General features: G+C 65.6%; 12 protein-coding genes. 11 read left to right on the forward strand and 1 reads right to left on the reverse strand.

Annotated elements, in window-relative coordinates; genetic code table 11:
• Position 1 precedes the first annotated feature (1 nt).
• Entirely contained in the window at positions 2-379 is a 378-nt protein-coding gene (gene sdhC / locus N2K95_RS04210; RefSeq protein ID WP_146363726.1) for a succinate dehydrogenase, cytochrome b556 subunit, read from the reverse strand.
• Positions 380-604: 225 nt separating this feature from the next.
• Between sdhC and N2K95_RS04215 the strand changes: the two genes are divergently transcribed.
• The 11 genes from N2K95_RS04215 (at position 605) to N2K95_RS04265 (ending at position 13,193) form a co-directional block, all read left to right on the forward strand.
• Positions 605-1,744 carry a mannose-1-phosphate guanylyltransferase gene (locus N2K95_RS04215; RefSeq protein ID WP_260653063.1) on the forward strand — a complete coding sequence of 380 codons (1,140 nt, stop codon included), beginning with the start codon at positions 605-607 and terminating at the stop codon, positions 1,742-1,744.
• Between the two features lie 85 nt (positions 1,745-1,829).
• A complete protein-coding gene (locus N2K95_RS04220) occupies positions 1,830-3,035 on the forward strand; it encodes an amidohydrolase (protein WP_260653064.1) in 1,206 nt (401 codons plus the stop codon).
• Positions 3,036-3,310: 275 nt separating this feature from the next.
• Entirely contained in the window at positions 3,311-4,393 is a 1,083-nt protein-coding gene (locus N2K95_RS04225; protein WP_407079957.1) for a BMP family lipoprotein, read from the forward strand.
• Positions 4,394-4,563: 170 nt separating this feature from the next.
• On the forward strand, positions 4,564-6,108 hold the full coding sequence (locus tag N2K95_RS04230; protein ID WP_260653065.1) for an ABC transporter ATP-binding protein: 1,545 nt from the start codon (positions 4,564-4,566) through the stop codon (positions 6,106-6,108).
• Entirely contained in the window at positions 6,105-7,472 is a 1,368-nt protein-coding gene (locus N2K95_RS04235) for an ABC transporter permease (RefSeq protein WP_407080114.1), read from the forward strand. Before N2K95_RS04230 ends, N2K95_RS04235 begins: the two co-directional genes overlap by 4 nt.
• Entirely contained in the window at positions 7,469-8,755 is a 1,287-nt protein-coding gene (locus N2K95_RS04240) for an ABC transporter permease (protein ID WP_260653066.1), read from the forward strand. The genes N2K95_RS04235 and N2K95_RS04240 overlap by 4 nt, the downstream gene beginning before the upstream one ends.
• A gap of 90 nt (positions 8,756-8,845) precedes the next feature.
• On the forward strand, positions 8,846-9,262 hold the full coding sequence (locus N2K95_RS04245; RefSeq protein ID WP_407079959.1) for a cytidine deaminase: 417 nt from the start codon (positions 8,846-8,848) through the stop codon (positions 9,260-9,262).
• Positions 9,263-10,552, forward strand: coding sequence for a thymidine phosphorylase (locus tag N2K95_RS04250; protein WP_260653067.1), 1,290 nt, complete (start codon positions 9,263-9,265; stop codon positions 10,550-10,552). It begins immediately after the preceding gene.
• Between the two features lie 131 nt (positions 10,553-10,683).
• Positions 10,684-11,352 carry a DedA family protein gene (locus tag N2K95_RS04255; protein ID WP_260653718.1) on the forward strand — a complete coding sequence of 223 codons (669 nt, stop codon included), beginning with the start codon at positions 10,684-10,686 and terminating at the stop codon, positions 11,350-11,352.
• 19 nt (positions 11,353-11,371) lie between these two features.
• Complete coding sequence (locus tag N2K95_RS04260; RefSeq protein WP_260653068.1) at positions 11,372-12,511, forward strand: adenosine deaminase; 1,140 nt, start codon at positions 11,372-11,374, stop codon at positions 12,509-12,511.
• Entirely contained in the window at positions 12,504-13,193 is a 690-nt protein-coding gene (locus N2K95_RS04265; protein ID WP_260653069.1) for a MazG nucleotide pyrophosphohydrolase domain-containing protein, read from the forward strand. Before N2K95_RS04260 ends, N2K95_RS04265 begins: the two co-directional genes overlap by 8 nt.
• The last annotated feature ends 64 nt before the right edge of the window (positions 13,194-13,257 follow it).

Raw genomic sequence — 13,257 nt, forward strand, 5'->3', positions numbered from 1 at the left:
ATTAACCCCCGAAGACGTTGGGCAGGTGGCGAATAGAGAAGCCGATAACCGTAACGGCCCACAGGGCAACAACGCCCCAGAGCATCTGGCGCTGGTACTTGGGCCCCTTCTTCCAGAAGTCGATCAGGACTACACGCAGGCCGTTGAAGGCGTGGAACACAATCGCCGCAACGAGACCAAGCTCGCCGAGGCCCATAATCGGGTTCTTGTAGGATTCGATCACCACGTTGTAGGCCTCAGGTGAAACTCGCACCAGTGAGGTATCCAGAACGTGGACCAAAAGGAAGAAGAAGATCGCCACGCCGGTGATACGGTGCACAACCCACGACCATTGGCCTTCGCGGCCACGGTAGAGAGTGCCTGCTGGTAACTTCGACACTGAATTTTCCTCCCTGCATCGCAGCGGCGTTAGCGCGTGTTCCACGCAGTGATGACGCCGGTGCGACAGCGATATAAGCTCTACCATAATCTAGGCTCACGTGACCGGGCTTTCAATTTAGGTTCCCCTATGGTGTGACCCTGATTACATTGAATCGGTGCCGCGGACCGTGTAGGGATGCCGGTTCCTGAGGTTCGCCTGCGGGCTGAGCTAATCTAGGCAATGATGAGTAACGAAAAGCTGCATGCCGCTCCCGAGCCCGCTGTTCTTGACCGCTTTTACGGGGTCATCCCGGCAGGCGGTGTTGGGACGCGCCTCTGGCCCCTCTCCCGAGCCGCCGCACCCAAGTTCCTCCACGACCTGACCGGTTCGGGTTCCACCCTGATCCGTGCCACCTATGAGCGCCTGAGCCCGCTCAGCGGTGACCGCGTCATGGTGGTCACCGGGGCGGTGCACCGGCAGGCCGTGCGGCAGCAGCTGCCGGAGATCTCGAGCAAGAACCTGGTCCTGGAACTGGAGCCCAAGGATTCCGCCGCCGCGATCGGGCTTGCCGCTGCCATCCTCTATAAGCGGGATCCGCAGATCATCATGGGGTCCTTTGCCGCGGACCAGGTCATTGCTCCCGTCGAGGTTTTCCAGGCCGCCGTGCGGGAAGCCATCCACACCGCGGCGCAGGGGTATATCGTCACCATCGGCATCGAGCCGACGCACCCCTCCACCGGTTTCGGCTACATCTGCGCGGGTGAGCAGCTCCTGGTGACCGGCGCCCCCAGCGCGCGCTCCGTGGTCGAGTTCGTGGAGAAGCCCTCGGCCGAGGTTGCCCAGGCGTACCTGGACAACGGCAGCTACAGCTGGAATGCGGGCATGTTCGTCGCTCCGGTGGACCTGATGCTCAAGCACCTGGAAGCCAGCGAACCGGTGCTTTACTCCGGCCTGATGGAAATCGCCGAGGCCTGGGACACCACGAGGCGCCGGGAAGTGGTGCGCCGGATCTGGCCCACCCTGCCCAAGATTGCCATCGACTACGCCGTGGCGGAACCGGCGGCGGCGGCGGGCGATGTCGCCATGATTCCCGGTGCGTTCAGCTGGGACGACGTCGGCGACTTTGCCGCGATCGGCCGGCTCAACCCGGCAGCGGAAAACAGTGATCTGACCGTGATGGGGGAGGGCGCCCGCGTTTACTCCGAAAACGCCAGCGGCATAGTTGTCTCCGACACCAAGCGCGTGATTGCGCTGATCGGCATCGAGGATGTCGTCATCGTGGACACACCCGACGCCCTGCTCGTCACCACGAAGGAACACGCGCAGGAAGTCAAGAAGGCCGTTGAACACCTCAAGGCCAGCGGCGACACGGACGTCCTCTAGCCAAGATGCAAAGACCCGTCACGGGGCGTCGTTTCCGGTGCTGCGCATTCCCGCTTTAGTCCCCGAATTGGCTAACCTTGAGGTTGTGCAAACTATCCCGCTGAGCAACTCGCCCATCCCCTCGATACGGGGGAGTGTGGCGCCGCTCCTCGGCGGGTTGATCGAGTTCCGGCGGGACCTGCATTCCCATCCCGAGCTCTCGCACAAGGAATTCCGCACCACGGACCGCATCGTTGAGGCCCTGGAAGACGCCGGTTTGGCGCCCAAGCGCCTGGAAAACACGGGTGTCGTGGTGGACATCGGCGACGGCCCCATCCGGCTTGCCGTGCGCGCCGATATCGATGCCCTTCCCGTGCTGGAAGAGACGGGGCTGCCGTACTCCTCGGAAAACACCGGGATAGCCCATGCCTGCGGCCACGACATCCACACCACGGTCATGCTGGGCGTGGCCATGGTGCTTGCGGGGTTCGACGCCGCCGGCGAGCTGGGCGGCCGGGTGCGGGTGATCTTCCAGCCTGCCGAGGAAGTAATGCCCGGCGGCGCGCTCTCGGTGATTGAACAGGGTGCCCTGGACGGCGTACCGCGCGTCCTGGCCCTGCACTGCGACCCCCGGGTGGACGTAGGGCAGGTGGGCACTCGCATCGGCGCGATCACCTCCGCCTCCGACACCATCCGCATCGAGCTGACCGGCCGCGGCGGGCACACCTCCAGGCCGCACCTGACCGAGGACCTGGTCTTTGCGCTGGCCGAGATCGCAGTCAGCGTCCCGGCCGTGCTGTCGCGACGGATCGACGTGCGCAGCGGCGTCTCCGTGGTGTGGGGGCAGATGCACGCCGGCTCCGCACCCAACGCCATTCCCGGACATGGATTCATGGCCGGCACCATGCGCTGCCTCGACGCAGAGGCCTGGCATGCGGCCGGCGAACTGCTGGACAAGGTGGTCCGGGAGATCGCGGCGCCCTTCGGCGTCGACGTCAATCTGCAGCACACCCGCGGCGTCCCGCCGGTCATTAACGCCGACGCCGAGATCAGCCTGATCGAAGCGGCAGCCCGCGCCGAACTGGGAGAAGACGCCGTGGTGCTGGCACCGCAGTCCATGGGCGGGGAGGACTTTGCGTGGATGACGCAGGCAGTGCCCGGCGCCTTGATGCGGCTCGGCACCCGCTCGCCGGGCGGGGAGACCTTCGACCTGCACCGCGGGGATTACAACCCCGATGAGCGGGCCATCAGCTGCGGCGTCAGCGTGATGGCGGCTGCTGCCCTGCGCGCAGCCAGGGGCCTGCGGCACTAAACCCCGCGGCACCGGGGGACGCGTAACCTCAGGACACACGGACCTTAACAAACGAATCGGGCGGGGCGGGACACTAGCAGTCCCGCCCTGTTTCGTCGTCCCCGTTTGATAACAACATGTAAACAATGTTCCGACCATGCCGGATTTGGATTTGGTGTTGTCTTCGACACACTATGGTTATGTTGCTGCGGTCCAACGATGGACGGAGCGCTGCGCCGGGCGCTGCACCTCACAGGGCACCGTACGGCGAATCCCATTTCTTTTCTGGAGGAACATTGAAGAATTACCCGCGCAGCTTTAAGCGCAATGCAGGCGTTTCCGCCGCCATGCTCGGCGTTTCCGCACTCCTGCTTTCGGGCTGCGGCGCGGCACCGGAAGAAGAAGCCGGCTCCGCTGAAGGTGCCTCCGACTTCCTGGGCTGCATGGTCTCCGACTCCGGCGGATTCAACGACAACTCGTTCAACGAATCCACCTACAACGGCATGAAGAAGGCCGAAGAGGACCTGGGCATCGAGGTCAAGACCGCCGAATCAGCGTCCGAAACCGACTTCGCCCCGAACGTTGACAGCATGGTCCAGGCCGGCTGCGACCTGACGGTCACCGTCGGCTTCCTGCTCGCAGACACCACCCGCGACGCCGCCGAGGCCAACCCGGACACCCACTTCGCGATCGTTGACGACCAGTCGATCGAAGCAGACAACGTCAAGCCGATCATCTACGACACGGCCCAGGCTGCGTTCCTGGCCGGCTACGTTGCGGCCGGCACCTCCCAGACCGGGAAGGTTGCCACCTACGGCGGCCTGGACATCCCCACGGTCACCATCTTCATGGAGGGCTTCGAGCAGGGCGTGAAGTACTTCAACGAAGAGAACGGCGCCGACGTCCAGGTCCTGGGCATGGATTCCTTCACCGGCGGCTTCGATGATGTCTCCGCCGGCAAGACCACCACGCAGAACTTCCTGAACGAGGGCGCCGACGTCATCATGCCGGTCGCCGGCCCCGTTGGTGCCGGTACCATCGACGCCGTGACGGCAGCCAACGCCGCCGGCAAGGACGCCAAGGTCATCTGGGTTGACTCCGACGGCTACGAGACCGTGAGCTCGGGCAAGGAAGTTATCCTCACCTCGGTCATGAAGCTGATGGGCGAAGCCGTTGAGGACGTCGTCAACACCGATGTGGAAGGCAACTTCGACAACAGCCCGTACGTCGGCACCCTCGAAAACGGCGGCGTTGCCCTGGCACCGTTCCACGACCAGGAAGCCAACGTTCCGGACGAGGTCAAGACGGCCGTTGAGGACATCAAGGCCAAGATCATTTCCGGCGAAATCTCGGTTGAATCCGCTTCCAGCCCCAAGTAGCGCCTAACACGTAATACCTGCGTCCGGGGAAAATGCCCGGGTGCAGCGAGCACCGCATGCACTAAAGTGACCGCCGTCTTCCCGGCAGCCTTAGGGCCGGGAAGACGGCGTTTGTCATGCGTCGGAACTTTTCTCTGTTTTGTTTATCTCGAAAAAGATTGGTTGGGGTTTTGAAACTCGAACTCAAGGGCATCACCAAGCGCTTCGGCACTTTGGTGGCCAATGACCATATCGACCTGGTGGTTGAACCGGGGCAGGTGCACAGCCTGCTCGGTGAAAACGGGGCCGGCAAGTCAACCCTGATGAATGTGCTGTACGGATTGTACGAGCCGACCGAAGGCGAAATCCTGGTTGATGACCGGGCAGTCAGCTTCAACGGCCCCAGCGATGCGATGGCGGCAGGAATCGGCATGGTGCACCAGCACTTCATGCTCGTTCCCGTCTTCACCGTGGCCGAAAACGTGGCCCTCGGAAACGAGAACACCAAGTTTGCGGGCATGCTGAACCTGGACCAGACGAGGCGCCGCATCCGCGAGATCTCGGACCAGTACGGTTTCGACGTCGACCCCGACGCCGTGGTCGAAGACCTCCCCGTGGGTGTCCAGCAGCGCGTGGAAATCATCAAGGCCCTGATCCGGGACGCCGAAGTCCTCATCCTTGACGAACCCACCGCCGTGCTGACGCCCCGCGAAACGGACGAACTGCTGGGCATCATGCGCCAGCTCACCGAAGACGGTAAATCGGTGGTCTTCATCTCGCACAAGCTGCGGGAAGTAAAGGCCGTGTCCGACGTCATTACCGTGATCCGCCGCGGAAAGGTCGTAGGTTCCGCCGATCCGACCGCCTCCACCACGGAACTGGCCTCGCTGATGGTCGGCCGGTCCGTGAGCCTGAACCTCAACAAGGCACCGGCCAGCCCCGGGGAGGAGACGTTCGTCGTCGAGAACCTCACCATCGCCTCCGCAACCGGCCCGGCAGTGCTCGACGGCGTGAGCTTCGGCATCCGGCGCGGTGAAATTCTGGCTGTGGCAGGCGTGCAGGGCAACGGCCAGACCGAACTGACCGAGGCCATCCTGGGCCTGCAGGACCACGTCACCGGTTCCATCCGGCTCAACGGTGAGGAACTGGTGGGCCGCAGGACCCGTGACATCATCAACAGCGGCGTGGGCTTCGTCCCCGAAGACCGCAATGTCGACGGCCTCGTGGGCACCTTCTCCGTTGCGGAGAACCTTGTCCTGAACCGTTACGACCAGGCACCCTTTGCCCGCGGCGTATCACTGCGCCCGGCGGTCATTGAAGCCAACGCGGCGGAGAAAATCACCGAATTCGATATCCGCACACAGTCAGCAGCAACTGCGGCAGGCACGCTCTCCGGCGGAAACCAGCAGAAGGTTGTGATGGCCCGCGAACTGTCGCGTCCGCTGCAGCTTTTCATCGCCTCGCAGCCGACCCGCGGCGTGGACGTGGGTTCCATCGAATTCCTGCACCGCCGCATCATCGCCGAGCGCGACGTCGGCACGCCGGTGATGATCGTTTCCACCGAACTCGACGAAGTCCTTGAACTGGCGGACCGGATTGCCGTGCTTTACGGCGGCCGGCTCATGGGCATAGTCCCCGCCGACACATCCCGCGACGTGCTGGGCCAGATGATGGCCGGCATGCCCGCGGACGAAGCTACAGCGCAGCACACAGATTCCAAGGGAGGGGCCAAGTGAGCCCGGAGGATTCCACCACGCAAGACCCGCCGGGGGAGCGCAGCATCGCAGCTGCCGAAGCCACCCGGCTCGAGGCCGCGGCCGAAACCGCCGACGGCACTGTTCCTCCGCCCGCCGTACCCGCGGCGTACCAAAGCGGCAACCTCGACGGGGACCGTTCCCGGCAGCCCGTCCTGCGGCGGGTACTGTCCTCGAACGCCATGGTCTCGGTCCTGTCCGTCCTGCTCGCCCTGATTGTGGGCGGCATCCTGATCGCCGCCACCGATGAGGAAGTCGGAGAAACGGCGTCGTACTTCTTCTCCCGGCCCACGGATATGCTCTCCGCTGCATGGTCAGCCGCCGCGGGTGCCTATGCCGCCCTGTTCCAGGGTGCGTTCTTCAACTTCGGAGCCGACAGCGCGCAGCGGTTCTTCTACCCGCTGACCCAGACCCTGACGGTGGCAACACCGCTGATCCTGGCCGGCCTCGGCGTCGCCGTTGCGTTCCGGACCGGACTGTTCAACATCGGTGCACAGGGCCAGATCATCATCGGCGCGGCCATGGCCGCCTGGGTGGGCTTCGCCGTCCACCTTCCGGTGGGCCTGCACCTGCTCCTGGTGATCATTGCCGGTATGCTCGGCGGCGCCATCTGGGCCGGCATTGCCGGCATCCTGAAGGCCAAGACCGGTGCGCACGAAGTGATCGTCACGATCATGCTCAACTACGTCGCCATCAACCTGGTGCTGTTCCTGCTCAGCACGCCGGCCTTCCAGCGGCCGGGCTCCTCGAACCCGATCAGCCCGCAGCTCGATGCCAACGCCATGTTCCCGCCGCTGCTGGGCAGCGGATTCCGCCTGCACTGGGGCTTTGTCCTCGCCGTGCTGGCCACCGTCTTCATCTGGTGGCTGATGAACCGCTCCACCATCGGCTTTGAACTCAAGGCCGTGGGCGCCAATCCGTCGGCCGCACGCAACGCCGGCATCAGCACCACCAAGGGCTACGTCGTCGTTATGCTCATCGCCGGTGCCCTTTCCGGGCTCGCCGGTGTAGCGCAGGTGGCAGGCACCGAAAAGGTCCTGACATCCGGCGTCGCCGCCAGCTTCGGTTTCGACGCAATCACCGTGGCCCTGCTGGGCCGCTCCAGCCCGTGGGGAACCTTCGCGGCAGGCCTGCTGTTCGGTGCCTTCCGCGCCGGCGGCGTCACCATGCAGACCAACACCGGAACCAGCATCGACATTGTCCTGGTGGTGCAGTCACTGATCGTCCTCTTCATCGCAGCCCCGCCCCTGGTGCGGTCGCTGTTCCGTATCCCCGCGCCGGGAGCGTTCCAGACCTCCGGCAAGCGCTTGTCCAAGACCACGAAAACCGCCGGAGGCGCAGCATGAGCACCGCAACAACGCTTCCCGCTTCCAAGACGGACGCCCCCGGCGGCGTCCGCAGCTGGAAGATCCCGATCATCCTGATTGTCCTGTCCCTGCTGGGACTCGCTGTCTTCGCCCTGGGTGCACCGTCCAATGACGTCACCTTCCGCCTGTCCGACCCCGGTGAGGCCATCGTCCTGCCCGAACTGGTGGTTTCCGCCACCGTGGTCGGCTGGCTTACCGCCGTCCTGATGATTGCGGCCGCGGCCTGGGCACTCATGCTGACCCGCAGCGGCCGCCGGGTGCCCGTCTGGGTCATCGTTATCTTCGGACTGATGTTCGTGATCGGCTTCCTCACCTGGGTGGTGGGCAGCGCCAACACGCCGAACGTTGCCCTTTACGGTCTGCTCTCCGGGTCCTTCGCCCTGGCCATTCCGCTGATCTTCGGTTCGCTCTCGGGCGTGCTGTGCGAACGCTCCGGCGTGGTCAACATCGCCATTGAAGGCCAGCTGCTCTTCGGCGCCTTCGCTGCAGCCGTGGCGGGTTCACTCTCCGGCAACGCGTTCGTGGGTCTGTTCGCCGCGGCCGTCGCCGGTGCGCTGGTCTCCCTGGTCCTGGCCGTGTTCAGCATCAAGTACATCGTCAACCAGGTCATTGTCGGCGTCGTCCTGAACGTCCTCGTGTCCGGCCTGACCGGCTTCCTGTTCTCCACCCTGCTGTCCTCGGATCCGGCGAAGTGGAACTCTCCGCCGTCGCTGCCCCCGATCCGGATCCCGCTGCTGGCGGATATCCCGATCATCGGGCCGATCCTCTTCAACCAGTCGATTGTCGGCTACCTCATGTACATCGCCCTCGCCGCGGTCTACATCGGCCTGTTCCACTCCAAGTGGGGCCTGCGTACCCGGGCCGTGGGCGAACACCCCAAGGCCGCAGACACCCTGGGCGTGAACGTGAACCGCACCCGGTTCATCAACGTCCTGCTCGCCGGCGTGGTTGCCGGCATCGGCGGCGCGTTCTTCACCCTCGTGTCCGTGTCCGCGTTCAACCGTGACATGACCGGCGGGCAGGGCTACATTGCCCTCGCCGCCCTGATCCTGGGGCGCTGGAACCCGCTCGGCGCGCTGCTGGCAGCGCTGCTGTTCGGCTTTGCCACCAACCTGCAGTACGTCCTGAGCCTGTTGGGAACCGCTGTTCCCAACCAGTTCCTGGCCATGCTGCCCTACATCGTGACGATCTTCGCCGTCGCCGGAGTGGTCGGCAAGTCTCGGGCACCCGCGGCCAGCGGCGTTCCGTACGTCAAGGGTTAGCACTTGGAGGGACCTGCTGCCGGGAAGCCGGCGGCAGGTCCCTCGCGGTATCCGGTCCACACGGACCGGACACCGAAATGAAAGGAAAACATGACAGAGATGACCCCCGCCCCCGTGGACTGGGAGCTGCTCCTGGAAACCGCCAAAGCAGCGCTGGCCCACGCCTACGTCCCCTACTCGAAGTATCCGGTGGGCGCCGCGGCACTGACCGACGACGGCCGGATTGTGTCCGGCTGCAACATTGAGAACGCCTCCTACGGGCTGACACTGTGTGCCGAATGTTCCATGATCAGCCAGCTGCGCATGACCGGAGGCGGCCGCATCGCTGCCTTTGCCTGCGTGGACGGATCCGGCAGTGTCCTGATGCCGTGCGGCCGCTGCCGGCAGCTGCTGTACGAATTCCGGGCACCGGGAATGCAGTTGATGACCGTAAGCGGTATCCGGAGCATGGACCAGGTCCTGCCGGATGCCTTTGGACCGCAGCACCTTGAAGGGCAGGACAAGTAAATGAGCGCTGAAAAGTTCGACGCCGTAGACATCATCGGAATCAAGCGGGACCGGGGCACCCTGACCCCGGAACAGATTGACTGGACCATCGACGCCTACACCCGCGGCGCCATTGCAGACGAGCAGATGGCCGCGCTGAACATGGCCATCCTGCTCAACGGCATGACCCGGGCGGAGATCTCCCGCTGGACCACCGCCATGATCAATTCGGGCGAGCGGATGGACTTCTCCGTCCTGGGCAAGCCCACCTCCGACAAGCACTCCACCGGCGGCGTGGGGGACAAGATCACCCTTCCGCTGGCACCCCTGGTCGCCGTCTTCGGTGTAGCCGTTCCGCAGCTCTCGGGCCGCGGACTCGGCCACACGGGCGGCACGCTGGATAAGCTCGAAGCCATTCCGGGCTGGCAGGCGTCCCTGACCAATGACGCCCTGATGGCCCAGCTGCGCGATGTCGGCGCCGTCATCTGCGCCGCCGGTGCAGGGCTGGCCCCGGCCGACAAGAAGCTGTACTCGCTGCGCGACGTCACGGGCACGGTGGAAGCCATTCCGCTGATTGCCTCATCGATCATGAGCAAGAAAATTGCCGAAGGCACCGGCTCGCTGGTGCTGGACGTCAAGGTGGGCAGCGGCGCCTTCATGAAGGACGAGGCCCGGGCCCGCGAACTGGCCGAGACGATGGTGGCCCTGGGCAAGGACGCCGGCGTAAACACGGTGGCACTGCTCACCGACATGTCCACTCCGCTGGGCCTGACCGCCGGCAACGCCATTGAGGTGCAGGAATCCGTGGATGTGCTCGCCGGCGGCGGCCCCGAGGACGTTGTCGAGCTCACGCTGGCACTGGCCCGCGAAATGCTTACGGCCGCGGGACGGCCCGACGCCGACCCGGAGGCTGCTCTGAAGGACGGCCGTGCGATGGACGTCTGGCGCCGGATGATCTCCGCGCAGGGCGGCGATCCCGACGCTGCGCTTCCGGTGGCACGGGAATCCGAAACCATCTACGCACCCGCTGACGGCGTGCTGGTGGAGCTCGATGCCCTCTCCGTCGGTGTCGCAGCCTGGCGCCTCGGTGCCGGCCGCGCCCGCAAGGAAGACGCAGTCCAGGCCGGTGCCGGCGTCGTGATGCACGCCAAGCCGGGCGCCACGGTCCGGGCCGGAGAGCCGCTGATGACGCTGCTCACCGACACCCCCGAGAAGTTCGACCGTGCCCGCGAGGCGCTGGCGGACGCCGTCGTCGTCGCACCCGAGGGATCGCGTCCGGCCCGGAAGCTGATCATCGACCGGATCAGCTAGGCCCTCCGGGTTTCCCGGTGGTGCCCCCGCGGCGCTTCGCTGCGGGGGCACCGCTGTGTCCGTGGCATCCTTGTAAAGGATCGGTTAGCTATTTCAAGGAGCGGCACCAGTTGGACGTTTTCAGTGCCACGGTGGACGGCATAAACAACTTCATCCTCTCCACGGCGGGGTCGCCGTGGGTCTACGTCGGCCTCCTGGCCTGCTGCCTGATCGACGGCTTCTTCCCGCCCGTCCCGAGCGAATCCCTGGTGGTGGCGCTGGCGTCACTGGCGCTCAGCGGCGCCGGCGTGAATATCTGGCTGATCATTCCGGCCGCAGCCCTGGGAGCGTTCCTGGGCGACAACCTGGCCTACCTGCTGGGCCGCTGGATCGGTACCGAACGGTTCGGCTGGATGCGCACCCCGAAGATGCGCCGGTCCGTCGCCTGGGCACGCCACGAACTCGACAAACGGTCGATGTCACTGATTCTCGTGGCCCGGTTCATTCCGGTCGGCCGGGTGGTAGTGAACGTCACCGCCGGTGCCACCGGCTTCCCGCGGCGGCGGTTTGTCTCGCTGACCGCCATCTCCGGGATTGTCTGGGCCGCCTACAGTGTGGCCATCGGCGCGATAGCCGGTGCCTGGTTCGATGACCACCACTTGCTCGGCGTGGTGGTGGGAGTGCTGGGCGCTCTTGTCCTGGGCCTGATCATCGACCGCATCATCACCATGGTCCGGGGCACCGCGCCCGGGTCCAAACTCCCGGAGGCCGGCGACATGCCGAACGCCGACGACGACGCACGCACGCAGAAGGCCGCCTGAAACACCGTAGAGTTGCCGTGTGACTGAGCCTACAAACACTCCAGAAAAACCTTTCCTCGACGTGCGCAGCCTGCCGAAGGTGTCGCTGCACGACCACCTCGACGGCGGCCTCCGACCGGCCACCATTGTCGAGCTGGCCGCCGCCGCCGGCCACACCCTGCCGAGCACCGACCCCGCAGGGCTGGGGGAGTGGTTCCGCGAATCCGCCGACTCCGGTTCGCTGGAGCGCTACCTCGAAACCTTCGACCACACCATCGCCGTCATGCAGACGCGCGGGGGCCTGGTGCGGGTGGCCCGCGAATTCGTTGAAGACCTCGCCGCGGACGGAGTTGTGTACGCCGAAGTCCGCTGGGCACCCGAACAGCACCTGCAGGCAGGACTGAGCCTGGACGAAGCCGTGGAAGCCGTCCAGGCCGGCATCGAAGAAGGCGTCGTGATCGCCGAGGCCGCGGGCCGCTTCATCCAGGTGGGCCAGCTCATCACCGCCATGCGGCATGCAGACCGTGCCATGGAAATTGCCGAACTGGCAGTGCGGCACCGCGATTCCGGCGCCGTCGGCTTCGACATTGCCGGCCCCGAGGACGGTTTCCCGCCCTCCCGGTTCAAGGACGCCTTCACCTACCTCGCAGAACAGCAGTTCCCGGTGACGGTGCATGCCGGCGAGGCCGCCGGAATCGAGAGCATCGTTGACGCCCTGGTGCACGGCCGGGCGCTGCGGCTGGGCCACGGCGTACGGATCGCCGAGGACATCGACGTCGAATTCGAAGAGCCCGGCAGCGCAGACGAGGCCGAAGTGGGCATTGTGAGCATGGGCCGCGTCGCCAACTGGGTCCGGGACCGCGGAATCCCGCTGGAGGTCTGCCCGTCCTCCAACCTGCAGACCGGTGCCGTGGCCTCCTTCGGCGAGGACATTGAGACCCATCCGATCGACCTGCTGTACCAGACCGGCTTCGCCGTCACCATCAACACCGACAACCGCCTGATGAGCTCGGTGACCCTTACCGGTGAATTCGAGCTGCTGATGGACACCTTCGACTATGACCTGGACGACGTCCTGGAGCTCACCATGAACGCCGTCAACGCGGCTTTCCTGCCCCTGGACGAGCGCGCGGCACTGTCCGCCTATGTCACGGAAGGCTTCAACCGCGCCCGTGGCTGAAAACCCCCTTCCCGATGACCTCGGCGAGCGGTTCACCCGCCTCGCCGAGGTCATCGGCGTCCTCCGGGAGCGTTGCCCGTGGACCCGTGCGCTGACCCATGAGTCCCTGCTCGAGTACCTCGTGGAGGAAACCTACGAGCTGGTGGAAGCAGTGGAAGGCGGAACGGCCGGACCGGCACGGGCGGCGGAACTGCGCGGCGAGCTCGGCGACGTGCTGCTGCAGGTCCTGCTCCACGCCCGCCTGCAGCAGGAAGCCGGCAGCTTCTCCGTGGCGGACGTGGTCGATGCCCTCACCGCGAAGATGATCCGCCGCAACCCGCATGTCTTCTCCCCGGACGGCAGCCTCCGGGAGGACGGCGGAGAATCCGGCATTGCGGCCATCGAGCAGGCCTGGGACCAGGCGAAAAAAGCGGAGCGCCCCTCCCGGGTTTCGGCATTCGAAGGAATTCCCGCGGGGCTGCCAGCCCTGCTCCTGGCGGCCAAGACGATCTCCCGCGCCCGCCGGGCGGACCGTCCGCTGCCTCCGCCGCGCCCGGCACCCGACGCGGAGTTCTCCGACGAAACCGAGCTCGGGGACGTGCTGTTCTCCCTGGTCCGCCGCGCGTCGGAACAGGGGCTCGACGCCGAGGCGGCGCTCCGGGCGGCGGTCCGCCGGTACACAGCCGACGACGCCGGGCGCTGACCGTCGCGCACCCCTCCGCTGCAGCCCCGGATCCACCCGATCTCAGTGATTCAGCCCGCCGGAC

Origin of the sequence: Arthrobacter zhaoxinii (assembly GCF_025244925.1) — a bacterium.
GTDB lineage: Bacteria > Actinomycetota > Actinomycetes > Actinomycetales > Micrococcaceae > Arthrobacter_B > Arthrobacter_B zhaoxinii.